This window comes from Novosphingobium sp. PY1, from assembly GCF_017312445.1.
Lineage (GTDB): Bacteria > Pseudomonadota > Alphaproteobacteria > Sphingomonadales > Sphingomonadaceae > Novosphingobium.
The window spans coordinates 335,245-357,718 of record NZ_BLTI01000004.1; the positions used below are offsets into that span (position 1 = coordinate 335,245).

Consider the following 22,474-nt stretch of genomic DNA (forward strand, 5'->3'; position numbering starts at 1 on the left):
ATGACGAAGCGCGCGCCACTCGTTGACCAGTTCCAAAGGCGGATAACCTACCTTCGCATGTCGGTGACCGACCGCTGCGACTTGCGTTGCGCCTATTGCATGCCCGAGCGCATGACCTTCCTGCCGCGCAAGGATGTCCTCAGCCTTGAGGAACTGCACGATCTTGCGCTCGGCTTCATTGACCGGGGCATAACCAAGTTGCGTCTGACCGGGGGCGAACCGCTCGTGCGGCGCGACATGATGGAACTTGTGCAAGCGCTCGGCCGCAAGATCGGGGACGGGCTCGAGGAATTGACCCTCACTACCAATGGAACCCGTCTCTCCGAGTTTGCCGACGATCTCTTCGCATTCGGTGTGCGGCGCATCAATGTCTCGCTCGACACGCTCGACCGCGAGACTTTCGCCAGGCTTTCGCGCCGAGATTCGCTGCCGCAGGTGTTCGAAGGGCTGGCAGCGGCCAAGGCGGCGGGCCTGAGGGTCAAGCTCAACACCGTTGCGCTCAAGGGCGTGAACGAGGACCACATCGCCGATCTCGTCGCATGGGCACACGGTCAGGGCTTCGATGCCACGCTGATCGAGGTGATGCCGCTGGGCGAGGTTGAGGAAGACCGCTTCGACCACTACCTGCCGCTCGTTGCCGTGCGCGAATCGCTGGAGAAGCGCTGGACGCTCAATCCCAGCGACCACCGCAGCGGCGGCCCGGCGCGCTATTTCGACGTGGCCGAGACCGGCGGAAGGCTGGGCCTGATCACGCCGCTCACCAACAATTTCTGCGACGGGTGCAACCGGATCCGCGTTACCGCGACCGGCCAGCTCTATGCCTGTCTCGGCGGCAACGAGCGGGTCGACCTGCGCGCGGCACTGCGCAGCGAAGACCCTGAGGCGGCGCTTTCCGAAGCGCTCGACGTGGCGATGCGGATCAAGCCCGCGCGCCACCATTTCGCCATCGAGGAACCAGGCGCGGCTCCGGCACTTTCCCGTCATATGTCCATGACAGGAGGCTGACTTCGATGTCGCTCAATCTCGTTTTCCTCGGTCGGCTCGAGGATGTGGCCGGTAGGGGAAAGCTCACGGTTCCGGTGTTGCCGTGTATCGATGCCGTGATCGCGTCGCTCGAGCCGTCGCTCGGTCATGCGCTCAAGGCGCCCAGGGTGAAGCTCGCCGTCAACGGGATCCTGGTGCAGGATACCGATGCGCCGGTGCTCAAGGACGGCGACGAGATTGCCTTCCTGCCGCCGGTTTCGGGCGGCTGAAACAGTGGGCTGCGAGAAGCATTCGGACGTCCGCCTGCTGACCTCGCCCTTCGCTCCGGCGAAGGAGATCGCCGCTTTCGCGGGGAGCCATCCCGAATCGGGCGGCGTCGTCAGCTTCATCGGACAGGTGCGCGAGGGCGACGGCGTCGAGGCGCTCGAACTGCAGCACTACGAACCGCTCACCCAGCCGGCGATGGAGAAGCTGGCCGTGAGCGTGCATCGTCGCTGGGATCTCGACGGGGTGCTTATCGTTCACCGCAGCGGCGTGATGGTACCGGGCGAGCCGATCGTGCTGGTCGGAGCCGCCGCCCGACACCGCCGCGATGCCTTCGCCGCGGCCGACTACGCGATGGATCACCTCAAGAGCGAATCCTGGTTCTGGAAGCGGGAGAAGCGCGGCGGCGAATGGCACTGGATCGAGCCGCGCGAGCAGGACTTCGACGATATCGCCCGCTGGGGCTGACACGCTCGCGGGGCCGGACAAGTTCCTTCGCGAAAAATTTTCAACTCGTTCTCGCGAATTGACCGCCGTCAAACAAATCGTCTGCATGGCGAAGCATGATTCCCTTCAAGAAGGAGATCAGCACCATGTCGCAGCGTTTGTCCCATGAACAGCTCCAGCAACTTGCCAGAATCACCGATGCGCCAGTGCGCACCCGGGTGGAGCGCAATTTCGGTCTGCCGACGGGGCTCTATGTTGCGACAGTGGCGCTTTATCTCGGCTTTATCGGGGTCATGGCCAGCCTGTTCATGAACCCGGAACTGGCCATTCCGATGGTCGTCTTTGCCGGCTTCGTGGTCTTCGCCTTCGGCCTTGCCGGTTACTGGGCGAAGATGAAGCCCGACAACGATACCGCACCGCTGACATGGGGGCAGTTCGGCAGTCGCGGTATCGATACTCTGAGCGGAAGGCTGACCGCAAGCGAGGCGGCGATACAGGTCCTCATGCTGCCCGTGCTGATCCTGGGCTGGGGTCTGGCCGTCGCGGTGATCGTGGCCTTCACCTGAGCCGGGGGGCTTTCAGGTTCCATCTTCGGATGGACGTTCGGAGACCCCTCCCTCGCAAGAGGGAGGGGTTTTCGCATGTCTGGAGGTTGCTTCAGCTGCGCAGGCGCGCGGCGAGGCTTTCGATCACGCCGTCCTGACGCGCGACGATGTCGCTGACCTGCGCGCGCGCCTTCTCGATGGCCTGGGCGCTGGGCGAGAGTTCGAGCGGGGCGGCATCGCGCGCCTCGGCATAGAGCGTGTCAAGTTCGGCGAGCGGGGCCACGGTCGCCCCGCGGCGCGATTCGAGAGCGGCGAGGGCGATCTGCGCCGTGGCCCAGCTGTCACTGGTGACGGCGGCTCCGGCGGCGCCTGCTACGGCGCGCTCGGCAGGGCCCTGCTGCTCCCTGAACTGTGCGTCGGTTTGCTGCGCGGCGGCGACCAGCCCGTCTAGCCGGGTGACGAGGTCGGCGCTGGCCGGGGGCAGGGCGGGTTCCTCGGGCGTCTGCTCACCGGCGACCGGCGTGGCGGAGCCGCCGATTCGCTCTACCTCGCGCTGGGCGAGCGAGGGATAGCCGCTGGTGGCGGAACAGGCCGCCAGCACGGCGGGCAGGGCGGCGGACAGGAACAGGCGTGCAGTTGCGCGGATCATGGCCCCGCCATAGCACGGCGCGGGCCTTGCGCGAGGGGGGAAACGCGAGGTCGTCGGCGCAGGGCAATTGCCTTCAATCGCCAGACTCTGGTTGACACGACTCAGGCCTTGGACTAACGGCACGCACTCTTTCCGGCCCCCGCATCAGGTGGGGTGTCCGGCGCGTCGCCCGCAAGGCTCCACGGTTCTTCCTGGACCAGAGCGGCCGGGGCAAGGTTGTTTCGGCTCGTTTTCGGGCAATTTGAGATTAGGTAAGGGCACCATGTTCGCAGTTGTGCGCACGGGCGGCAAGCAATACCGGGTTGCCGCCGGAGACAAGATCGCGGTCGAAAAGCTGGCTGGTGAAGCCGGTGAGACCATCACCCTGGGCGACGTTCTGCTCGCAGGCAAGGACGGCGAAGTTGCTGACGCCTCGAAGATCAAGGTTTCGGCCGAGATCATCGCTCAGGCCAAGAGCGAGAAGGTCATGGTGTTCAAGAAGCGCCGTCGTCACAACTACCGTCGCAAGAACGGCCACCGCCAGCAGATGACCCTGCTGCGCATCGTGTCGGTCGGCTGAGCCCAGACTTCGGAAGGAACTGAGCAATGGCACATAAGAAAGCAGGCGGCTCGTCGCGCAACGGTCGCGACTCAGCAGGTCGCCGCCTCGGCGTGAAGAAGTTCGGCGGTCAGGAAGTGATCGGCGGCAACATCATCGTGCGTCAGCGCGGCACCAAGGTGTACCCGGGCGTGAATGTGGGCATCGGCAAGGATCACACCCTGTTCGCCACTGCCGAAGGTCGCGTGCGCTTCCACGATGGCAAGCAAGGCCGCAAGTACGTCTCCGTAGACGTCATGGCTGAAGCCGCCGAATAATCGGATGGTCTTGCAAAGGGCCATCCTGACGGGATGGCCCCCGCTGGACTGCACAAGTCCGGCAGAATGAGGGAGAGGGCCCCGCCCGTCTCCCTCTTTTCGTATCTCCCTCTTCCGTTGCCCGTATCGAGCCGATGCGGATGCATTTGCCGCAATTATCCAATCCGCGGCAGCATCCTTGTGCTTGAGGACCCGGGCGTAACGTCAATGTCACGTGCCTGCGCTATGTGGGCCCGGGACTGATGAGTGGAGACCGAAGTGTTCATTCGCAGCGATAGGCTGTTCCTGCGCCCGGCGTGGCCGGAGGACCTGCAGGAGCTGGAAACATTGATTGCGCACGACAGCGCCGCCTGCAATCTTGCGAGCGCGTGCTGGCCTTGCGCCCACGAAGATGCCCTGCGCTTCGTCGCGCACGAGCAGGCCCACGCGCTGCCGCAGTTCCTCATGACTGTGCCCGGTGCCGACGGCGCCCGTATCGTCGGCTGCATCGGCCTCGACCGGTGCGGCGACGAGGTTGAGCTGTGCTACTGGATCGCGCCGGACCACCGAGGTCGGGGCTATGCCCGCGAGGCCGTGAAGGCTGTCGTCGAACTGGCATGGTCGCTGGGACACGCACGAATCGTCGCCAATCACTTCGTCGACAGTCCGGCCTCGGGGCGGGTTCTGCATGATGCGGGTTTCCGGCGAACCGGACGCGTTGCCGAGCGTTACAGCGTCACGCGCAAGCGGGTTTCCCCGGCGCGGGAATATGTCTTGACCCCTGCCGGATCGGGCGGCTTTGACGATGAAATGAATGGCTTGGCGGCAGGTGGCGACCAGAAGCGTGCGGCTTGAGCGTTGCTGCCCGACCGCATCCCGCGCCTCGGATGCGGTCGGGCAAGATTTTTGCTGAAATTCCGACCGGAATGTTGGATAAGGGATTGCCCTGAGGAAGATCGCAATAATTTTTTAATGCGGCAGAGTCAGGGTTAAAAAGGGAGAGAGTTCGGCCTGAACCTGATTGGGCGCGTGTTTGCGTGCCGATCGGGAAAAGCTGGAATCGCGGAACAGATAATAACGGAGAACCGTGAAATGTTCGTCCGCACGGAGAGACTGTTTTTAAGACCCGGTTGGCCCGAGGACCTCGAGGATCTGCTCGAAGTCTTCGAGGACGACGACGTCCAGCCGGACGCATTCGTCGCGCCTTTGCCGCGTACGGCCGGAGAAGTGCGCGAGTTTCTCGAGCGCCCGCGCGATCCGCGCCTGCCTCATTTCGTCATGTACCTGCGTTCCGCCAGGGGTGCGGAGCTGGTGGGCGGGATCGGCTTTGCCCGCGAAGGTGACCGTATAGAGATGGGCTATTGGATCGTCCCGCGCTTCCGCGGCCGCGGCTATGCGGCCGAAGCCGTTCGCGCGGTTCTGAACCAGGCCCGCACGCTGGGCTACCGCAAGGTCTACGCGAATCACTTCGTGGACAGCAGTGCTCCGGCAAAGGCGCTCGAATCGGCCGGCTTCCACGATACCGGCCGGGTCCATTCGCGCTATAGCGCCGGGCTGGGCATGGAAACCACCGCGCGGATCTACGTCGCCGAACTAGAACGCCGCACGAGCCCGCGCATCGAACCGACCCTGGCCTCACTCTGAGGGACGGGGGACGCGGCGCCTGACAGTCGCCGGGCGAAGGGTCATGCCTCGAGCTTGAGCCAGCCCGGCAAGCGGGCGGCGGCAATGCTGTCCGTCCTTGCATGGTCCACGGCAAGGCCGAGGTCGGGATAGGCGATCCGCTGCCGCTTCTCGTCCGATTCGGCCAGCGGCAGCACGATCAGGCGGCGATTGACCTTCTGGCGCCAGTTCATGCGCGCCGTGTTTTCCTGGCCGACGTAACAGCCTTTCGCGAAACTCACGCCGTGCAGCTCGGCGGCGTTGCATTCCAGCCAGAGCGTCGTTCCGTCTCCCAGTTCCGCCCGGCCTTCCGTCACCCCGAACCGCAGGCGGTGGGCGCGCCACGCTTCATCGGCGCTCTCCAGCTCATGCTCGTCGGTCGTGTCGATGGAGGAAATCCAGCGCTCGCCCAGTGCCGCAAGGCGCGGGTCGGGCGCGGCGCCGTCACCCACGTGGGGGCGCCAGTGTACGGCCAGCTTCTCGGCGCGCGCGATGTCGATGGCGCGGCGCAGCCGGTACATCGAAAGGCGTTTCGCCAGGGCATCGGCGAATTCAGCCTCGCAATCGATCAGCAGGTCCGTGCCCGAAGGCCAGACGATGAAATCGAACAGGACCTTGCCCTGCGGAGAGAGCAGGCCCGTCCACACCGGGAGCTTGCCCTTGATATCGGAAGTGACGAGGCCCTGGAGGAAATCGGCGACATCTTCGCCTGAATTTTCGCGGGGGGAGAGCCGCAGCACGGCGCGCTCGAATAGACGTGTCGCTGACATGCCCCCCTAGATGAGCATTTCTGCGAAGTCGGCAAGGGCGCGCCGGTATTTTTACACGCCGCGGGCAAGCCTTTCGCGGACCTCGTCGAGGACCCAGAGCGCGGCGGGACCGGGCGGACCGTCCTTGCGCCAGAGCGCGACGAGCGAATAGTCGAGAGGGGGACGCTCTGGCAGGTGCAGTTCGACGAGCGCGCCGCTTTCGAGGTCGGCCGCGATGGCATGGCGCGGCATCGAGCCCCAGCCGATCCCTTCCTTGAGCAGTACGTGCTTGGCGCCGAGATCGGCGAGTCGCCAGGTGCGGGGGCTGAACACGGAAAAGTCGCGCCCCGCGGTCAGCGGCGAGCGGTCGGTGAGGACGAGTTGCAGGTGCTTGCGCGATTCGCCCGGTGCGATCGCCTCGGCACGGGCCAGGGGATGGGAAGGCGCGGCAACCGGGACCATTTCCACCGAGCCGACCGTTTCGCGTTGCAGTTCCGGCAGGTCCTGTATGTCCGGCCCGGCGATGGCAAGCGTCGCCTTGCCATCGAGAATGAGGCTCGCGACCGCGCCCAGCGCCTCGACATGCAGGCGCAGGGCGACGCTGGGGAACATCACCTGGAAGGCAGCGAGCAGCGAGGCGAGGACGGGACCGGGGACCATGACGTCGACCGCCAGCGAAAGCTCTGCTTCCAGTCCCTGTCGCAGGCTGCGCACTTTGGCGAGGAGGGCATCGACGTCGTCGGAAATGGCGATTGCCTCGGTCAAGAGCGCCTTGCCTGCCTCGGTCAGCTGCGGCTTGCGCGATCCCTCACGATCGAACAGCGACACGTCGAGCTGGCTTTCGAGCTGTGAGATGGCGTAGCTGACCACCGAAATCGCCCGGCCCAGCTTCTTTGCGGCACGGTTGAAGCTGCCTTCGTCGACCACGGCAAGGAAGCAGCGCAAGTGATCGAGACTGGGAGGGGCTATGTCGGGCATGGAACCTCTTCTATTCGACTTTGTCGAACATTTCAGTCGATTTTATCACAATTATCCGAGATGCCTGCAAGGCCTATCTGATGTGCGAACACTGGCCGAACCTGTAATTGCAGCGGCCTCCAACGCCTTTAGAGAAAGGAGTGCAAGCCATGATTGAACTCCGTCCCTTCGACACGATCGGGGCCGCCAACCACGGCTGGCTCGATGCGCATCATCACTTCTCCTTCGCCGACTATCACGATCCGGCGCGGACCAACTGGGGCCGCCTCAGGGTCTGGAACGACGATACCATCGCTCCCCGGTCCGGCTTTCCGCCGCATCCACACCGCGACATGGAAATCGTCACTTATGTCCGCACCGGAGCGATCACCCACCAGGACAGCCTCGGAAACAAGGGCCGCACCGGCGCCGGCGATGTCCAGGTGATGAGCGCGGGTTCGGGCATCGTCCATTCCGAGTTCAATCTCGAGGACGAGGATACGACCGTATTCCAGATCTGGATACTGCCCGACGAGCGCGGCGGAGAACCGGGCTGGGGCGCACGTCCCTTTCCCAGGGACGACCGCGCCGGCTGCTTTGTCACGCTTGCCAGCGGCATCGCCGGCGACGACGACGCGCTGCCGATCCGCGCCGATGCCCGCGTGCTGGGCGCGTCGGTCAAGGCGGGCGACACCGTGACTTACGCGACGTCCGCAGGCCGCCATGCCTATCTCGTGCCCGCTACCGGCCGCATCCGAATCGGCGAGGTCGAGGCGAATGCCCGCGACGGGGTTGCCGTGACCGGACTCGACACCATTACCGTAACTGCACTCGAGGATGCCGAACTGGTCCTCGTCGATGCAGCCTGAAGCCTCCCACTCTCCCAACAACTTCCATTTGAAGGATCAAGACATGACCGGACGCATTGCCCATCCGAAGATCGAAAAGCTCATTGTCGAGCGCTGGTCCCCCCGCGCGTTCGATGGCAGCGAGATGCCGCAGGAAGACCTCGAGGTAATCCTCGAAGCCGCCGGCTGGGCCCCCTCGGCCTACAACGTGCAGCCCTGGACCTTCCTCTATGCCCGCAAGGGCGACGCCAACTGGGACCTGCTGCTCTCGCAGCTCGTCGAATTCAACCAGGGCTGGGCGAAGGACGCCTCGGCGCTCGTCTTCATCGTTTCCGACAAGTACATGCGCTCGGACAAGGGCAACTCCGACAACCACAGCCACAGCTTCGACGCAGGCGCTGCCTGGGCCCTGGCCGCCATCCAGGCACAGGCCATGGGCTACCACACCCATGGCATGACCGGCATCAAGTTCGGCGAGGCTGAAGCCGCGCTGGGCATCCCCGAAGATCACCGCCTTGAAGCCGCCTTCGTCATCGGCCGCCAGGGGCCGAAGGAAGCACTGCCCGAATTCCTGCAGGAGCGCGAAGTCGCGGTCGGCCGCAAGCCGGTTTCCGAGATCGCCCGCGCCGGCAAGTTCGCCTGATCCGCAGGCGCTGACCCTACCCCTCAGAGGCGTTCCGACCCTTCCCCTCCCCCACATCGGAACGCTTCGACCGACCCGGTCTGCCTCGCGGCAGGCCGGGTCTTTTTCGTGGGATGGCGACGGACGGCGGCGTCTTGACGAAGGGTCAAAGTCTCGGCTGGGCATACCAAAGAAGATCTCGCTGGCCTCCTTTGGGCCCAGCGGGCACAGGGCGCGCCATGCTTGACTGGATCCGAAACCTTGCAGCCCCTGTACCGCAGGCGGCGGTCGGTCACCTCGGCTGGCTGCGCGGCGCGCTCGGCGCGGCGCTGGCGATTGCGCTGGCTGCCGGCCTGACCGCCATGCTGCTGGGTGTCAGCGCACTTCCCCTGCCGCTGCCGCTGCTCGTCGCGCCGCTAGGGGCGTCGGCGGTACTTGTCTTCTGCGTTCCGGCCAGCCCGCTGGCACAGCCGTGGCCGGTGATCGGCGGCGACCTGGTTTCCGCTGCGGTAGGACTGGCCGTTGGTCATGCGGTCGGCGTACCATGGCTGGCCGCGAGCATCGCACTGGGCATCGCGATCGCACTGATGTCGCTGCTGCGCTGCCTGCATCCGCCGGGCGGTGCCTGCGCGCTTCTTTATGCGCTGGGCGCGGCAGGCGCAGAGCATTGGCAATGGGCCTGGATCGGCTCCATCGCCGCCAATGTCGCGGCGCTGGCGGCGACCGGATGGCTCTACAACAACATGACCGGGCATCCCTGGCCGCACGTTCCGGTGCGCGTTCCGCCGCCGCTTGCGCCCGCCTATACCCGCGACGACATCGAAACGGTGCTGGCCGACTGGAACGAGGTGCTCGACGTCGACATCGACGATCTCGATGCGTTCTGCCAGGCGCTCCTGCGCAAGGGGCGGGGCGGCTAGGCGTCAATCGCCTGCGCATCCTTGCGCACGCGGCCCGGGACGCCTAGTTCCCGGCTGTGGGCCGAACCGGTGCTTGCGCCGGAATCGACCCGAGCCCGTCCATGTCACCAGTAAAGAGGCCCCCCATGACCGCCAGCGCACCCGAACTCGTCCTTTCAGGCGGCACGGTCCACACGCCCAACGGCTCCGGCGTCGCCGACGTCGCGGTGCGCGACGGCAAGATCGTCGGCGTGGGCAGCTATCCCGATGCCGAGCGGCGGATCGACTGCACCGGGCTCGATGTGCTGCCCGGCGTGATCGACAGCCAGGTCCACTTCCGCGAGCCGGGCCTCGAACACAAGGAGGACCTCGAGAGCGGCAGCCGCGCCGCGGTGATGGGCGGCATTACCGCCGTCTTCGAGATGCCCAACACCTCGCCCAACACCGACAGCGTGATGCGCGTGCACGACAAGCTCGATCGCGCCCGTCACCGCATGTACTGCGACCACGCCTTCTACGTCGGCGCAACGGCGGAAAATGCCGAGGAACTGGGCGAGCTGGAGCGCATACCGGGCACGGCCGGCGTCAAGATCTTCATGGGCGCCTCGACCGGCAGCCTGCTCGTCGCCGAGGATGAGCAGCTTGCGCGCGTGCTGGCCCACGGCCGCCGCCGCGTCGCCATCCATGCCGAGGACGAGGAGCGCATGAACGCGCGCAAGCACTTGCGCGTCGAGGGCGATCCCTCCAGCCACCCGGTGTGGCGCGACGACGAGAGCGCGATGCTGGCGACGAAGCGCATCCTGCGCCTGGCGCGCGAAGCGAAGCGTCCGATCCACATCCTGCACGTCACCACCCCGGCCGAACTGGAGCTGATCGCCCAGCACCGCGATGTGGCGACCTGCGAAGTGACGCCGCAGCACCTCACGCTGGCGGCCGAGGACGCCTACCCGCGCCTGGGCTCCTATGCCCAGATGAACCCGCCGATCCGCTCTTCCGAACATGTCGCGGGCCTGTGGCACTGGTTGCGCCAGGGCGTGCCCGACGTCATCGGTTCGGATCACGCGCCGCACACCAAGGAAGAAAAGGCGAAGACCTATCCGAACAGCCCCTCGGGGATGCCCGGCGTCCAGACCCTGCTGCCGCTGATGCTGGACCATGTCGCCAAGGGCAACATGACGCTGGAGCGCCTGATCGACATGACTTCCAACGGGGTGCAGCGGGTCTTCGGGCTCGTCGGCAAGGGCCGCATCGCCACCGGCTATGACGCCGACTTCACCGTGGTCGACCGCAAGGGCACTTTCACGATCAGCGAGGATTGGGTGGAAAGCCGCTGCGGCTGGTCGCCCTTCACCGGGATGGAACTGCAGGGCCGCGTCGTCGGCACGATCATCCGCGGCCATTCGGCAATGTGGGAAGGCCAGCTTGCCAATGCCGCCCGCGGCGAAGCGCTGCGCTTCGCCGGCGCGCTCTGATCGATCGGTGAAAGCGCGCGGCGGCGGTCAGGCTGGCGCGCGCTTCGACAGCAGGTCCCAGCAGAACGCCGCGATGGCGGCCCAGATCAGCACGAAGCAGGCCATCTGCACGGGCTTGAGCGGTTCGTGGAAAACGAACAGGCCGATCAGGAACAGGCCGGTCGGCGTCACGAACTGGATGAAGCCGAGCGTCGAGAAATCCAGCCGCCGCGCCGCCGAGGCGAACAGCAGCAGCGGTGTGCCGGTCAGGATTCCCGCCAGTGGCAGCAGCAGGTTGAGCTTGAGCGACGTGCCCATGGCCAGCCCCTCGGGCGTCAACGCCTGCCATGCCAACAGGCCGAGCGCGGGCGGCAGCAGCACCAGCGTCTCGATGGTCAGGCCGGGCAGGGCGTCCACCGGGGCCAGCTTGCGGGTCAGGCCATAGCCGCAGAAGCTCATGGCCAGCACGAGGCTGATCCACAAGGTATCCAGCGCCCCCAGCGAGAGGATGGCGACGCCGCAGGTAGCCAGGATCACCGCCACCCACTGCAGGCGTGACAGCTTCTCGCGCAGGAACAGCGTTCCGGCCAGCACGTTGAGCAGCGGGTTGATATAGTATCCAAGGCTGGCGGCGAGCACATGGCCGTGGAGTACGGATATGACGTAAACCAGCCAGTTGGTCCCGATCAGCAGCCCGCTCACGGTCAGCGCGCCGAGGATCCGGGGTTGCCTCAGTGCATCGCGAAGCTGCTTGCCCTGTCGCAGCAGCACCGTCACCACCACGCAGAAGGGCAGGGTGAACAGCAGGCGCCAGGCGACCACCTCGAAGGGGGACACCGCCTTGAGCAGCGCGAAGTACAGCGGGAAGAGGCACCAGATGCCATAAGCGGCGAACGCCTGGGGCAAGCCGCCGGTACGGGGCGCGGGCGGAACAGTGGAAACGGTCATCGCGGGGGAACTCGGTTGGGGGGCAGCGCTGCATAAATGCCGGAAATGCGCGCAGCAAGCGGTTCGTCGCGGCCAGGACCTCGGCTCGTCGATATTACCAAATCTGACAGCCGCGTTGCAGCCCGTTCAGGTTCAATGCTCTAAAGATGAATGCGTACCGCGGATCGCGCCTCCCAACACGGCCCCTCCGCCATCGCAGGAGAAACGACATGAACGCATTCATCAAGGCAACCGCCCTCGCTGCCGCGACCGCCAGCCTCGCCACCGCTGTCCCGGCCATGGCCGCGCCCAGCTATGCGCCGAGTTCGGCCTCGGACTTCCGCGCGCCCGGTGAGCAGACTTACGAGCACAGCCGCCGCTACTCGCGCGAGGACTATCGTCGCGGCTACCGCGGCGACTACCGCAGCTATCGCAACTACGGCGAGCCGGTCTATCGCAACACTCGCGTGTGGCGCGGCGACAATGGCCGCTACTACTGCCGCAAGCAGAACGGCACCACCGGCCTGCTGATCGGCGGCGCGGCAGGCGCGCTGCTCGGCCGGGAAGTCGACGGCGGTTACGACCGCACCGCCGGCACCCTGATCGGCGGCGTCGTGGGCGCCCTGATCGGCCGCGAAGTCGACCGTGGCGGCAACCGCTGCCGCTGATAGCGCTGTCCCCTAACGATTGAGACACCCCGCGCGGACGGCGACGCGCGGGGGAACCGTCCGGTCTTGTGCTTCACGTTCTGCCGGGCGGGAGGGCGCCTGCGGCTTGTCCGCGGGCGCCCTCGAAGTTTGCGTCCTAAACACTTGGCCAGCGACCCTTCCCGGAATGGGACGCCGCCGCGATTGGCGGGTCCCAAGCCTCGTTTTTCCTTCCTTTTCACCGTATTGAACGGCCAAAGACGGCGACTTGGCGCGATGCCCGGGCGCTGGCATCCTGTCCGCTTGCGGCAAGGAAGGAACAAGAAGATGAAGAACTCCGCCCGTTTCATGGTGTTGGGCCTTGCAGGTTCGCTGCTGCTTGCCGGTTGCAATTCGGACAAGAAGCAGCCCGAGGGCGCCGAAACCGATCCGGCCATGAGCGGCGCGCTGGGCGACCAGATCATGGTCGATCCGGAGATGACCGGGCAGGATGGCGCGGCGCTGGGCGCGAACGGCGGCCAGATCACGCTTCCGCCTGCAGAACGCTCGCCCGAAGCGATCGCGGCAGCCAAGGCCGATGCGGCGGACGTCGCCGGCGGCAAGCTGACCGACATTCCGCAGCCGACCAAGGGCAGCGCCGCAGCGCTCACCGAAACCGCGGCAACCGCGGCTCAAGTGGCCGCCGCTGCCAGGACCGCGCACACCGATTGCGCGGCCAAGGTGCAGTACTCGAACACCTGGGCGGCCCGCCTCCCGGCCGAGATCCCGGTCTATCCGCGCGGCGCGGTGCAGGAAGCGGCCGGCACCGACAGCGACGGCTGCGCCTTGCGCGTGGTCAACTACGCGACGCCGGTATCGCCCGAGGATGTGGTGAGCTTCTACTACACGATGGCCAACAAGGCCGGCTACGGCGCGCAATACCGTCTTGACGGCGACGATCACGTCGTCGGCGGGCGCAAGGGCGGCAAGGCCTATGTCGTCTATGCCCGCAAGTTGGGCTCGGGCGTGACCGAAGTGGATCTCGTTACCAGCGGGAAGTAAGCGCCAGGGGCGAGGGCTCCGCCTTTACTTCAGTCCGACGCCGATCATCGCGCGCGGTTGTTCCATTTCGCCCGAGGCGACCGGATAGGCGCAGTAGTCGGCCGCGTAGTAGCCGCTCGGGCGATGGTTGCCGGACAGGCCAATGCCGCCCATCGGCGCGGCGTGGGACGGGCCCGTGGTCGGGCGGTTCCAGTTGACGATACCGGCGCGCACGTTGGCCCAGAAGCGGTTGTATTCCTGCGGCGTGCCACCCACCAGCGATGCGGCAAGGCCGAAGCGGGTCCTGTTCGCCTCGGCAATCGCGCCGTCGAAATCGCTCACCTTGATGACCTGGAGGATCGGGCCGAACAGCTCGACGTCGGGGCGGTCGGCCATCGCCGTCGTGTCGATGATCGCCGGACTCAGGAACGGCAGGGTTTCGTCCGGGCGCACGAGGTGCTTGATCGCCCGTCCGCCGTTGCTCAGCAGGTAGAGGAAACTCTCGGTCAGGCCGTCGGCCGCGGCATTGTCGATCACCGGGCCCATGAAGGGGGCCGGATCGTCGAACGGTGCACCGACGATCAGGCGGTCGGCGAGGGCCTTCACTTCGGCCATCAGCGCATCATAGATCGTATCGCGCACGATCAGGCGCCGCGCCGCGGTGCAGCGCTGTCCGGCGGTGGCGAAGGCGGATTGCACGACGATCGCGGCGGCGTCGGTCAGCTTGGGCGTATCCCAGACAACGATCGGGTTGTTGCCGCCCATTTCCAGCGCCACGACCTTGTCGGGCCGGGTGGCGAGCCTGCGGTTGATGGCAAGGCCGGTGTTGGCCGAGCCGGTGAAGAGGATGCCGTCGACCCCTTCATGCGCAACGAAGGCCTGGCCTTCTTCCGGGCCGCCCACGGCAAGCTGCACGACCGAAGAGGACATGCCGGCGCGGTGGAAGCAGCGGATCAGGATCTCGCCCGAGGCCGGGGCCTTCTCGCTCGGCTTGAAGATAACGACGTTGCCCGCGATCAGCGCCGGGACGATGTGGGCGCCCGGCAGGTGGGCCGGGTAGTTGTAGGGGCCGAGCACGACAAGCACGCCATGCGGCTTGTGGCGTACCGCCATCGTCCCCTGCAAAGCGCTGTCCAGTTTGCGCTGCGAAGTGCGTTCGGCATAGGAGCGGATCGAGACTTCGACCTTGTTGATCACGCTCTCGACTTCGGCGTTGGCTTCCCACAGGGGCTTGCCGACTTCGCGGGCGATGGTGCGCGCCAGCGTATCGGCTTCCTTGCGGACCTCGTTGGCGAAACGGCGGACCAGTTCCATGCGGTTGGCCAGCGGCTGCGCGGCCCAGCCGGGCCATGCCTGCCGGGCGCGGGTCACGACTTCGTCGATCTCGCAGGGCTTGCCGCGCCAGATTTCGGCCCCGGTAGCCGGCTCGAAGGAGATGATGTCCGCCTTGCTCACGTCGGTACCCGGTCTCCGCTCACTTGAAAGTGCAGCTTCTTGTGTCGCTTGCGCGGTCATTACGACAATAGATCCGTTATCCAAGATAAATCGAAGTTCCGCTGCACCTTACACTCGCTTTCCTACCGGGGTGCTAACGAGGGGTTGTTAATCATCGTGTCCGGCGGGAATCGGAGGCGTACCGAGCTGGCGGCCCAACTCCCGGATTTCTTCTATTCTGGCGTGAAGCGGGCCCCAGTCGTTGTCCCTGTCGATATGCGACCAGATCCGCTCGACTTCGTCGATCAGCGTGCTGGGCGGCGTCCCGCGGGCCCAGAACGGATCGTCGGTGCCCGCAGCCGGCGTATATCCCGAGAGGATCCGGCCGAAGTCGCTGTCGTCCGCGGCGCGGCCGCCGCGATGGTCGTAGAACAGCTGTTCGGGCGGCAGGCCGGTTTCGACCATGCGGTTCTCGGCGGCCTGGATCAGCCGGGTATCCGCTTCCAGCCCTTGCGGTTCGACGCCCAGGCGCCAGGCGAAACGGCGGGCCATCGCTTCCTGGTAGAGCGGCGCGAAGCGATTGAGCGCGGCAACCAGCGGTTCGGTTTCCGCCAGCATCCGCAGTGCCACGGCCAGCTGGCCGCAGTTCCACAGCACCGCCTCGGGCTGGCGGCCGAAGGCGTAGAGCCCGCCCTGGTCGAAGTAGGCGGCGGTAAAGCGCGGGTTCCACTGCGGCAGCCAGCGCCACGGGCCGTAGTCGAAGCTCTCGCCCGAAATGTTCATGTTGTCGGTGTTGAGCACGCCGTGGACGAAGCCAGCGACCATCCATGCAGCGGCGGTGTCGGCCAACCGTTCGACCACCTGGTGCATCAGGATCACCGCGGGCTCGTCGCGCCCGGGCGCATCTTCGGGCGGAGTGCTGCCGGGGTATGTCTCGAGGCAATAGGCGACCAGCGCTTCCATGTGCTCGCGCTCCTCGAAGGCGAGCAGGCGCTGGAAGGTGCCGATGCGGATATGGCCGTGGCTGAGGCGCAGCAGCACGGCCGAGCGGGTGGGCGAGGGCTCGTCGCCGCGCCACAGCGATTCGCCGGTCTCGATCACCGAGAAGGTCTTGGAGGTATAGACGCCCAGCGCCTCGAGCATTTCGGTGGCGAGGATCTCGCGCATCGCGCCTTTCAGCGTCAGGCGTCCATCGCCGTCGCGGCTGTACGGGGTCTGGCCCGAGCCCTTGGTGCCGAGGTCGAGCAGTCGCCCCTCGCCGTCGCGCATCTGGGCGAATAGGAATCCGCGTCCGTCACCGATGTCGGGGTTGTAATGGCGAAACTGGTGGCCGTGATAGCGCAGCGCCAGCGGCCGGGGGAGGTTGTCGGCCAGCGGCGCGAAGCGTCCGAAATGTTCGATCCACTGTGCATCGTCGAGATCGGCAAGGCCGATGGCGGCGGCCCAGCGGTCGTTGCGGAAGCGCAGCTCGTGCCGCGGGAAGGAGGCGGCGTCCACTTCGTCCCCCAGCCAAGAGGATATCTTCCCGATCCGGGGCTCGGGTTTATAGGCACTTGCTTGCGGTTCTGTCTGCATCAGGCGATAGTGGGCGCATGACGCGCGTCGTTCAAGGCGCGCAGGCTTGGAGGACCCCACTAAGGCATGTCGGATTACGAGGATCGGTTCTGGACGAGCCGCGACGGGGTCAAGTTGCATTTTCGGGATTACGCGGGGCCGGATGCACCGGAAGGTCCACCGCGGCTGCCGGTCGTGTGCCTGCCCGGCCTGACCCGCAATGCGCGCGATTTCGAGTTGCTGGCGCCGCACATGGCGCGCTCCCGGCGTGTGCTGTGCCCGGACATGCGCGGGCGCGGCGATAGCGAATATGCAAAGGATTCGGCCAGCTACAATCCGGTCCAGTACGGCGAGGACCTGCTCTTGCTGCTGGAACAGGAAGGTATCGACCGGTTCGTGGCCGTGGGCACATCGCTGGGCGGCATGATGACCATGGGCCTTGCGCTCATGATCCCGGATCGCATCGCCGGTGCCGTTCTGAACGACATCGGACCGGTGCTGGAGCCCGAAGGACTGCGGCGCATTCTCGATTATGTCGGGCAGGGGCGCAATTTCGCCACCTGGGTCCATGCCGCCCGCGCGATCGAGGGTACGCAGGGCGATGCCCACCCGGGGCAGCCGCTCGATTTCTGGATCGGGCGGGCCAAGCGGCTGATGGCGCTGGGCAGCAACGGACGCATCGTCTTCGACTACGACATGAAGATCGCCGAACCGCTCGCCGGACTCGACGTCGACAACCAGCCGGAGCTGTGGCCCGCCTGGGAAGCGCTGGCGGGAAGACCGCTGCTGGTCGTGCGCGGCGCCCTGTCGGACCTGTTCAGCGCGCAGACGCTGAAGGAAATGCTGGTGCGGGTGCCCGAAGCGGAGGCGGTCACGCTCTCAGATGTCGGCCATGCGCCGACGCTGGACGAACCCGAAGCGGTGGCCGCGATCGATCGCCTGCTCGACAGGGCCGACTGAGGGCGCGGAGGGACATGCAGGATTCGCGGCCCTTGCGGGTGCTTCATCTCCATTCGAGCTTTTCCGCCGGCGGCAAGGAACTGCGCGCGGCGCGCCTGATGAATGCCTTCGGGCCGAAGGTCCTGCACACGGTCGTCTCGGCCCAGCCGGGTGCCTATGGCGCGGCCATTGCCGTCGATCCCTCGCTTTCGGTGACTTATCCGGAAGACTTCCCCAGTCTTCAGGGCAGGCCCCTGCCGCGTCGGCTCCTGGGCATTGCCCGGGCGCTCAGGGATCACGACCTTGTCCTGACCTACAACTGGGGGGCGATGGACGCGGTGCTGGCCCATGCCCTGTTCAGGCGATCTCTCGGCCTGCCGCCGCTGGTCCACCACGAGGACGGCTTCAACGAGGACGAGGCGAATCGGCTCAAGCCCGCGCGCAACTGGTTTCGCCGGGTGGCCCTGACCGGGGCTTCGGCGGTGATCGTGCCTTCGCAGCGGCTGAAGGCGATCGCGCTGGACGCGTGGAAGCAGCCGCGCGGCAAGGTCAGGCTGATCGTCAACGGCATCAACTGCGCGGCCTATGTCGACAAGCCGCGTCCGGACATCCTGCCGGGCCTCGTCAAGCAGCCCGGCGAGAAATGGGTCGGCACGCTGGCCGGGCTGCGCCCGGTCAAGAACCTGCCCCGTCTGGTGCGCGCCTTTGCGCAGATGCCGCAGGACTGGCGGCTGGTCATCCTCGGCGAAGGGCCCGAGCGCGGTGCCATCGCCGCGCAGGCCGAGGCGAGCGGCGTGGGGAATCGGGTGCATCTGCCCGGCTTCGTCGCCGATCCCCCGCACGCGGTGGGGCTGTTCGATCTCTTCGCGCTGTCCTCCGATAGCGAGCAGTTCCCGATATCGGTCGTCGAGGCGATGGCGGCGGGCCTTGCGGTGGCTTCGCCGGCGGTGGGAGATGTCGCATCCATGGTTTCCGAGGAAAACCGGGGACATATCACCAGGCCCGGCGACGAGGCGGAACTGGCCAGGGCGCTGGTCGAACTGGCCTGCGACGCGCAGTTGCGGACCCGCATCGGCATTGCCAACCGCGCCCATGCCAATGCACATTATGACGAAAATACAATGATTTCCCTGTATCGCATGGTCTATGGACAGGCGGTGGGCCGGATGTCCGCGATCTAGGTCCCGCGCTCATTCAGCGGTGCTTCACCACGGGACGTGCAGCGATCATCCCCGTTGAAAAGCCCCAGCCATTCGCTAAACAGCCCGCAACCATCCTGATTTCCGCAGAAAGCGCCCGAAAATTGGCTCTGCCTCCTTCTCAAAACACTCCGTCCAACGACAAGGCCGAACAGCGACTCGCCGCGCAGCAGGATGTATTCCTGCGCGAGGTTGACGATGCCGTGCGCCAGGATCAGCTCGAAAGCTTCTTTGCCCGCTATGGCAAGCCGCTGATTGCGCTGATCGTCATCGCTCTCGCGGCCTTCGGTGGTTACCTCTACTGGGATCACAAGCAGACCCAGCAGCGTGAAGGGAACGCCGAGGCCTTCGTGCAGGCGCTGGACAGCCTGAAGGCGGGCAAGCTCGACGATGCCGATGCCAAGCTCAAGACGCTTGCCGGTGAAGGTTCCGACGGCAGCGCCTCCGCGGCCAAGCTGATGCTGGCGGGGATCGCCCTCGATCAGGGCAAGAAGGACGACGCGCTCAAGCTCTACGCCGAAGTCGCCAGGGACGAAAAGGCGCCGCAGCCGATGCGCGACCTCGCCACGATCCGCGAAGTCGGCGCGAACTTCGATGCGATGAAGCCGCAGGACGTGGTCGATCGCCTCAAGCCCTATGCCGCCCCGGGCAACCCGTGGTTCGGCGTGGCTGGCGAACTTGTCGGGATGGCCTACCTGAAGATGGACAAGAAGGACCAGGCCGGTCCGCTGTTCGGTGCGATCGCCAAGGACGAGGGCGTCAGCGCAGCACTGCGCAGCCGCGCCCGCCAACTGGCGGCGGTGCTGGGCGTCGACGCGCTGGACGACGTTGTTGATGACAAGGGAGAGCCCATCGGCAAGGACGGCGCAAAGACCGCCGCGGATGCCGGGGCGAATGACGAGGATGCCGCCCAGGGGGCCGGCGAATGACCCATTTTCTTGAGGATCTGCGCATGAAGGCAACTGCCCCGAATATCCGACGGTCCAACGCCCGCAAGGTCGTGCCGATGATGGCCCTGGCCCTGGTCATGGGCCTTTCGGGCTGCAAGTTGTTCGGAAGCAAGGAGGGCCCGAAGACCCCGACCGTCGGCGAACGCGTGCCGATCCTCTCGCGGATCGAGAGCGGCGCCAAGGTCGACCCGACGCTTGGCGCAGTCTCGGTGATCCTGCCCCCCGAAACGGTGAATGCCGAATGGGCGCAGGCCGGCGGCACGGCCAGCAAGGCTTACGGCCACCTTTCGCTTTCGGCGACGCCTTCGCGCGTGTGGACCGCCAATGTCGAAGGGTCTTCCCAGCGCCAGCGCCTCGCGGCCTCGCCGGTGATCGGCGACGGACGCCTCTATGTGATGGACACCAGGGGCGTCGTCCACGCCTTCGACGCGCAGAGCGGCGCGCAAGTCTGGACCAAGAGCTTCGCCGTCTCGGGCGACGGCTCCAAGGCGATCTTCGGCGGCGGTGTCAGCTATGACAGCGGCAAGGTCTACATCACCACGGGCCTTGGTGAAGTGGCCGCACTCACCGCGGCTACCGGCGAGCAGCTGTGGACCAAGAAGCCCGCAGGCCCGCTGCGCGGTTCGCCCACCGTCGGCTTCAACTCGGTCTACGTGATGACCCAGGACAACCAGATCATCGCGCTCAATGCGGCCGATGGCGAACTGGCGTGGAACGAATCCGGCTCGCTTTCGCAGGCCGGCGTCTTCGGCGTCGCCGCTCCTGCTGCAGGCCAGGGTACCGTCATCGCCGGTTACTCCTCGGGCGAACTGGTCGCCTATCGCTACGAGAACGGCCGCCAGCTCTGGTCGGACGCGCTTGCACGCACCTCGATCTCGACCGAAGTGGGCAGCCTGACCGACGTCGATGCCGATCCGATCATCGATCGCGGCAGCGTCTACGCGCTGGGTGAGGGCGGACGCATGGCCGCCTACGAACTGGTGACCGGCCAGCGCATCTGGGAACTCAACCTGGCGGGTATCTCGACCCCGGCCGTGGCTGGCGACTGGATCTTCACGCTGGACGATCACGCGGAAATCCTCGCCATCCAGCGCAATACCGGCAAGGTGAAGTGGCTCACCGACCTGAAGCGCTACCGCAAGGCGAAGAAGAAGAAGGGACCGATCTTCTGGGTCGGCCCGGTTCTGGCCGGCAACAAGCTGTGGGTCGCCAATTCCGAAGGTGAAGTCGGCTCGGTCGATCCCGCCAGCGGAGAGTGGACGCCCTTCACCAAGCTGGGCGACGCGGTCTCGCTGGCTCCGGTCGTGGCCAACCAGACGCTCTACATCCTCGACGATTCCGGCCGCATCACCGCCTATCGCTGATGCGGCACGCGGGCGCCCCGGCCGGCATTCGCTGCGAATGCCGTTTCGGACGCCTTAACCATTTGCCTTTAGGCAAGCGGGCATGAGCAATGCCCCCACGTTCACCGCCCGCCGGCCGGTCAGCGATGTTTCGGCAGGTGTCGGCCTCGCCGGGCTGGCCGCGCTGATCGCCTGGCTGCTGGTCTGCCGCAACTGGGCGGGCATCGCCGATGCCTTCGACCTGGGCGGCCCCCGCGAACCGCTCAGCGGGCCTTACGCGGCAGTCCTGACGCTGTTCGTCACTGGCCTGACGATGACCTTGTGGTCGGTGCTGGTCGACAAGGTCCATCTGCGCCCCAGCACCGGGATGGACTGGCGCAGTCCCCGCCCGCTGGCGCAATCGCTCGACGTCTCGATTACCAAGCTTGCCGGGCTCTGGGCGACCTGGGCGGCGATCGGCATGTTCTACTGCATCGGCCGCTGGTACTGGGACGGGCAGTACCTTTTCGCGATGGAAGTGATCGGCACGGCGGCGGTGCCGCTTTTCGCGCTATCGGTTCCCTACGTGCTCTGGCTCGACCGCTACATGATCGAACCGCGCGACCATTCCTGGCACTTCGGCGCCATGCTGATCGGGCGCGAGGCATGGTCGGCTGAGGAAGTCAGGAAGCATGGCCGCGCGTGGGCGATCAAGGCCTTCTTCGGGGCCTTCATGATCTCGATCCTGCCCGGCGGCTTCGCCCGCATCGTCGAGGCTGATTTCGGCGCCATCGCCCACGATCCGGTGGCGCTCGGCACCATGCTGATCGAAGGGCTGTTCCTTGTCGACGTGCAGATCGGCACGGTCGGCTATCTGTTCACCTTCCGCCCGCTCGATGCGCATATCCGCAGCGGCAACCCGCTGCTGGCCGGCTGGGTCGCCGCGCTGATCTGCTATCCGCCGTTCGTGTGGGGCACGATGGGCCGGGCCGACGTGCTGGGCTATGAGGTCAATACCGGCGGCTGGGCCTACTGGCTACAGGGCCACGATCTGCTGCTGTGGTGCTGGGCCGCGCTGCTGGTGAGCCTCACCGCAATCTATGCCTGGGCGACTTTTGCCTTCGGCCTGCGCTTTTCCAACCTGACCTATCGCGGGGTTCTGACGGGCGGGCCTTACCGCTTCACGCGCCATCCTGCCTACCTGTCGAAGAACCTGTTCTGGTGGTGCTCGACCCTGCCGTTTCTCGTCACCAGCCATGCGATGAGCGATGTGGTGCGCAACACCGTGTTGCTCGGCGTGGTCAGCACGATCTACTTCTGGCGCGCCAGGACCGAGGAAGCGCACTTGCTGGCCGAGGATGCCAAGTACCGCGAATACCACGCCTGGATGGCCCGGAACGCGCCGATCACGCGCAGCCTTGGCTGGCTTCTCGGCAAGCTGCGCCCGCGTCGGCCGGTGCTGCAGGCAGCGGAGTAAGCGGGCGGGCCAGGTTCGGCTCGCCCGCTTTTGTCATTCCGGGCTTGATCCGGGACCCCCGCCCGCGCGGAGATGACTACGGGATTTATCCGAG

At 66.2% G+C, this 22,474-nt stretch carries 25 protein-coding genes; 19 read left to right on the forward strand and 6 right to left on the reverse strand.

Features of this window, described 5'->3' with window-relative positions; all coding sequences use genetic code 11:
- The 4 genes from moaA (at position 1) to J3474_RS05740 (ending at position 2,261) form a co-directional block, all read left to right on the forward strand.
- The gene (gene moaA / locus J3474_RS05725) at positions 1-1,005 is read left to right on the forward strand and encodes a GTP 3',8-cyclase MoaA (RefSeq protein WP_207093383.1); all 1,005 of its coding nucleotides are present in this window, start codon (positions 1-3) and stop codon (positions 1,003-1,005) included.
- Between the two features lie 5 nt (positions 1,006-1,010).
- On the forward strand, positions 1,011-1,253 hold the full coding sequence (locus J3474_RS05730) for a MoaD/ThiS family protein (protein ID WP_041558697.1): 243 nt from the start codon (positions 1,011-1,013) through the stop codon (positions 1,251-1,253).
- A 4-nt stretch (positions 1,254-1,257) separates the two neighbouring features.
- On the forward strand, positions 1,258-1,716 hold the full coding sequence (locus tag J3474_RS05735) for a molybdenum cofactor biosynthesis protein MoaE (protein WP_207093384.1): 459 nt from the start codon (positions 1,258-1,260) through the stop codon (positions 1,714-1,716).
- A gap of 125 nt (positions 1,717-1,841) precedes the next feature.
- The gene (locus J3474_RS05740; protein WP_013831893.1) at positions 1,842-2,261 is read left to right on the forward strand and encodes a hypothetical protein; all 420 of its coding nucleotides are present in this window, start codon (positions 1,842-1,844) and stop codon (positions 2,259-2,261) included.
- Between the two features lie 91 nt (positions 2,262-2,352).
- Here the strand turns inward: J3474_RS05740 and J3474_RS05745 are convergent, their stop codons facing one another.
- Positions 2,353-2,889 (reverse strand): hypothetical protein, encoded by a 537-nt coding sequence (locus tag J3474_RS05745; RefSeq protein ID WP_013831894.1) that lies wholly within the window; start codon positions 2,887-2,889, stop codon positions 2,353-2,355.
- Positions 2,890-3,151: 262 nt separating this feature from the next.
- Between J3474_RS05745 and rplU the strand changes: the two genes are divergently transcribed.
- The 4 genes from rplU to J3474_RS05765 all read left to right on the forward strand — a co-directional run bounded on the left by rplU (position 3,152) and on the right by J3474_RS05765 (position 5,367).
- Positions 3,152-3,448 (forward strand): 50S ribosomal protein L21, encoded by a 297-nt coding sequence (gene rplU, locus J3474_RS05750; protein WP_007013058.1) that lies wholly within the window; start codon positions 3,152-3,154, stop codon positions 3,446-3,448.
- A 26-nt stretch (positions 3,449-3,474) separates the two neighbouring features.
- Complete coding sequence (gene rpmA / locus J3474_RS05755; RefSeq protein WP_013831895.1) at positions 3,475-3,744, forward strand: 50S ribosomal protein L27; 270 nt, start codon at positions 3,475-3,477, stop codon at positions 3,742-3,744.
- Positions 3,745-4,002: 258 nt separating this feature from the next.
- On the forward strand, positions 4,003-4,578 hold the full coding sequence (locus J3474_RS05760; protein ID WP_207093385.1) for a GNAT family N-acetyltransferase: 576 nt from the start codon (positions 4,003-4,005) through the stop codon (positions 4,576-4,578).
- Positions 4,579-4,815: 237 nt separating this feature from the next.
- Positions 4,816-5,367 carry a GNAT family N-acetyltransferase gene (locus J3474_RS05765; RefSeq protein WP_013831898.1) on the forward strand — a complete coding sequence of 184 codons (552 nt, stop codon included), beginning with the start codon at positions 4,816-4,818 and terminating at the stop codon, positions 5,365-5,367.
- A 41-nt stretch (positions 5,368-5,408) separates the two neighbouring features.
- Here the strand turns inward: J3474_RS05765 and J3474_RS05770 are convergent, their stop codons facing one another.
- Positions 5,409-6,155: a folate-binding protein YgfZ gene (locus tag J3474_RS05770; RefSeq protein WP_207093386.1), complete on the reverse strand. Its 747-nt coding sequence runs from the start codon at positions 6,153-6,155 to the stop codon at positions 5,409-5,411.
- 51 nt (positions 6,156-6,206) lie between these two features.
- Positions 6,207-7,112, reverse strand: coding sequence for a LysR family transcriptional regulator (locus tag J3474_RS05775; RefSeq protein ID WP_013831900.1), 906 nt, complete (start codon positions 7,110-7,112; stop codon positions 6,207-6,209).
- Positions 7,113-7,261: 149 nt separating this feature from the next.
- On the opposite strand from J3474_RS05775, the gene J3474_RS05780 reads away from it, so the two are divergent.
- The 4 genes from J3474_RS05780 (at position 7,262) to J3474_RS05795 (ending at position 10,932) form a co-directional block, all read left to right on the forward strand.
- Positions 7,262-7,960: a pirin family protein gene (locus J3474_RS05780; RefSeq protein ID WP_013831901.1), complete on the forward strand. Its 699-nt coding sequence runs from the start codon at positions 7,262-7,264 to the stop codon at positions 7,958-7,960.
- 43 nt (positions 7,961-8,003) lie between these two features.
- Entirely contained in the window at positions 8,004-8,582 is a 579-nt protein-coding gene (locus J3474_RS05785; RefSeq protein ID WP_013831902.1) for a nitroreductase family protein, read from the forward strand.
- A gap of 218 nt (positions 8,583-8,800) precedes the next feature.
- Positions 8,801-9,481: an HPP family protein gene (locus tag J3474_RS05790; RefSeq protein ID WP_041558699.1), complete on the forward strand. Its 681-nt coding sequence runs from the start codon at positions 8,801-8,803 to the stop codon at positions 9,479-9,481.
- A 125-nt stretch (positions 9,482-9,606) separates the two neighbouring features.
- A complete protein-coding gene (locus tag J3474_RS05795) occupies positions 9,607-10,932 on the forward strand; it encodes a dihydroorotase (protein ID WP_207093387.1) in 1,326 nt (441 codons plus the stop codon).
- A 27-nt stretch (positions 10,933-10,959) separates the two neighbouring features.
- Here J3474_RS05795 and rarD read toward each other — a convergent pair whose 3' ends face one another.
- Complete coding sequence (rarD, locus tag J3474_RS05800; protein WP_013831905.1) at positions 10,960-11,859, reverse strand: EamA family transporter RarD; 900 nt, start codon at positions 11,857-11,859, stop codon at positions 10,960-10,962.
- Positions 11,860-12,068: 209 nt separating this feature from the next.
- On the opposite strand from rarD, the gene J3474_RS05805 reads away from it, so the two are divergent.
- Both J3474_RS05805 and J3474_RS05810 read left to right on the forward strand, forming a co-directional pair.
- The gene (locus tag J3474_RS05805; RefSeq protein WP_007013069.1) at positions 12,069-12,506 is read left to right on the forward strand and encodes a glycine zipper 2TM domain-containing protein; all 438 of its coding nucleotides are present in this window, start codon (positions 12,069-12,071) and stop codon (positions 12,504-12,506) included.
- Between the two features lie 306 nt (positions 12,507-12,812).
- Positions 12,813-13,526: a hypothetical protein gene (locus J3474_RS05810; RefSeq protein WP_038575875.1), complete on the forward strand. Its 714-nt coding sequence runs from the start codon at positions 12,813-12,815 to the stop codon at positions 13,524-13,526.
- 24 nt (positions 13,527-13,550) lie between these two features.
- Here J3474_RS05810 and J3474_RS05815 read toward each other — a convergent pair whose 3' ends face one another.
- Both J3474_RS05815 and J3474_RS05820 read right to left on the reverse strand, forming a co-directional pair.
- A complete protein-coding gene (locus tag J3474_RS05815; RefSeq protein WP_007013071.1) occupies positions 13,551-15,020 on the reverse strand; it encodes a succinylglutamate-semialdehyde dehydrogenase in 1,470 nt (489 codons plus the stop codon).
- An 87-nt stretch (positions 15,021-15,107) separates the two neighbouring features.
- A complete protein-coding gene (locus tag J3474_RS05820) occupies positions 15,108-16,514 on the reverse strand; it encodes a protein adenylyltransferase SelO family protein (RefSeq protein ID WP_207093388.1) in 1,407 nt (468 codons plus the stop codon).
- Positions 16,515-16,580: 66 nt separating this feature from the next.
- On the opposite strand from J3474_RS05820, the gene J3474_RS05825 reads away from it, so the two are divergent.
- The 5 genes from J3474_RS05825 to J3474_RS05845 all read left to right on the forward strand — a co-directional run bounded on the left by J3474_RS05825 (position 16,581) and on the right by J3474_RS05845 (position 22,380).
- The gene (locus J3474_RS05825) at positions 16,581-17,453 is read left to right on the forward strand and encodes an alpha/beta fold hydrolase (RefSeq protein WP_207093389.1); all 873 of its coding nucleotides are present in this window, start codon (positions 16,581-16,583) and stop codon (positions 17,451-17,453) included.
- 14 nt (positions 17,454-17,467) lie between these two features.
- Complete coding sequence (locus J3474_RS05830) at positions 17,468-18,613, forward strand: glycosyltransferase (protein WP_207093390.1); 1,146 nt, start codon at positions 17,468-17,470, stop codon at positions 18,611-18,613.
- 122 nt (positions 18,614-18,735) lie between these two features.
- Complete coding sequence (locus J3474_RS05835) at positions 18,736-19,560, forward strand: tetratricopeptide repeat protein (protein WP_007013075.1); 825 nt, start codon at positions 18,736-18,738, stop codon at positions 19,558-19,560.
- Positions 19,561-19,583: 23 nt separating this feature from the next.
- Positions 19,584-20,945, forward strand: coding sequence for a PQQ-binding-like beta-propeller repeat protein (locus J3474_RS05840; protein ID WP_013831912.1), 1,362 nt, complete (start codon positions 19,584-19,586; stop codon positions 20,943-20,945).
- 82 nt (positions 20,946-21,027) lie between these two features.
- Complete coding sequence (locus J3474_RS05845; RefSeq protein WP_207093391.1) at positions 21,028-22,380, forward strand: isoprenylcysteine carboxylmethyltransferase family protein; 1,353 nt, start codon at positions 21,028-21,030, stop codon at positions 22,378-22,380.
- The last annotated feature ends 94 nt before the right edge of the window (positions 22,381-22,474 follow it).

Bases quoted from the DNA above. Each gene is read 5' to 3' on its own strand.
- J3474_RS05730 (WP_041558697.1), top strand. From the start codon at position 1,011: ATGTCGCTCAATCTCGTTTTCCTCGGTCGGCTCGAGGATGTGGCCGGT.
- J3474_RS05830 (WP_207093390.1), top strand. From the start codon at position 17,468: ATGCAGGATTCGCGGCCCTTGCGGGTGCTTCATCTCCATTCGAGCTTT.
- J3474_RS05810 (WP_038575875.1), top strand. From the start codon at position 12,813: ATGAAGAACTCCGCCCGTTTCATGGTGTTGGGCCTTGCAGGTTCGCTG.
- J3474_RS05775 (WP_013831900.1), bottom strand. From the start codon at position 7,112: ATGCCCGACATAGCCCCTCCCAGTCTCGATCACTTGCGCTGCTTCCTT.
- rplU (WP_007013058.1), top strand. From the start codon at position 3,152: ATGTTCGCAGTTGTGCGCACGGGCGGCAAGCAATACCGGGTTGCCGCC.
- moaA (WP_207093383.1), top strand. From the start codon at position 1: ATGACGAAGCGCGCGCCACTCGTTGACCAGTTCCAAAGGCGGATAACC.
- J3474_RS05825 (WP_207093389.1), top strand. From the start codon at position 16,581: ATGTCGGATTACGAGGATCGGTTCTGGACGAGCCGCGACGGGGTCAAG.
- J3474_RS05815 (WP_007013071.1), bottom strand. From the start codon at position 15,020: ATGACCGCGCAAGCGACACAAGAAGCTGCACTTTCAAGTGAGCGGAGA.
- J3474_RS05745 (WP_013831894.1), bottom strand. From the start codon at position 2,889: ATGATCCGCGCAACTGCACGCCTGTTCCTGTCCGCCGCCCTGCCCGCC.
- J3474_RS05795 (WP_207093387.1), top strand. From the start codon at position 9,607: ATGACCGCCAGCGCACCCGAACTCGTCCTTTCAGGCGGCACGGTCCAC.
- J3474_RS05740 (WP_013831893.1), top strand. From the start codon at position 1,842: ATGTCGCAGCGTTTGTCCCATGAACAGCTCCAGCAACTTGCCAGAATC.
- J3474_RS05820 (WP_207093388.1), bottom strand. From the start codon at position 16,514: ATGCAGACAGAACCGCAAGCAAGTGCCTATAAACCCGAGCCCCGGATC.
- rpmA (WP_013831895.1), top strand. From the start codon at position 3,475: ATGGCACATAAGAAAGCAGGCGGCTCGTCGCGCAACGGTCGCGACTCA.
- J3474_RS05805 (WP_007013069.1), top strand. From the start codon at position 12,069: ATGAACGCATTCATCAAGGCAACCGCCCTCGCTGCCGCGACCGCCAGC.
- J3474_RS05790 (WP_041558699.1), top strand. From the start codon at position 8,801: ATGCTTGACTGGATCCGAAACCTTGCAGCCCCTGTACCGCAGGCGGCG.
- J3474_RS05780 (WP_013831901.1), top strand. From the start codon at position 7,262: ATGATTGAACTCCGTCCCTTCGACACGATCGGGGCCGCCAACCACGGC.
- J3474_RS05770 (WP_207093386.1), bottom strand. From the start codon at position 6,155: ATGTCAGCGACACGTCTATTCGAGCGCGCCGTGCTGCGGCTCTCCCCC.
- J3474_RS05785 (WP_013831902.1), top strand. From the start codon at position 8,004: ATGACCGGACGCATTGCCCATCCGAAGATCGAAAAGCTCATTGTCGAG.
- J3474_RS05765 (WP_013831898.1), top strand. From the start codon at position 4,816: ATGTTCGTCCGCACGGAGAGACTGTTTTTAAGACCCGGTTGGCCCGAG.
- rarD (WP_013831905.1), bottom strand. From the start codon at position 11,859: ATGACCGTTTCCACTGTTCCGCCCGCGCCCCGTACCGGCGGCTTGCCC.
- J3474_RS05840 (WP_013831912.1), top strand. From the start codon at position 19,584: ATGAAGGCAACTGCCCCGAATATCCGACGGTCCAACGCCCGCAAGGTC.
- J3474_RS05845 (WP_207093391.1), top strand. From the start codon at position 21,028: ATGAGCAATGCCCCCACGTTCACCGCCCGCCGGCCGGTCAGCGATGTT.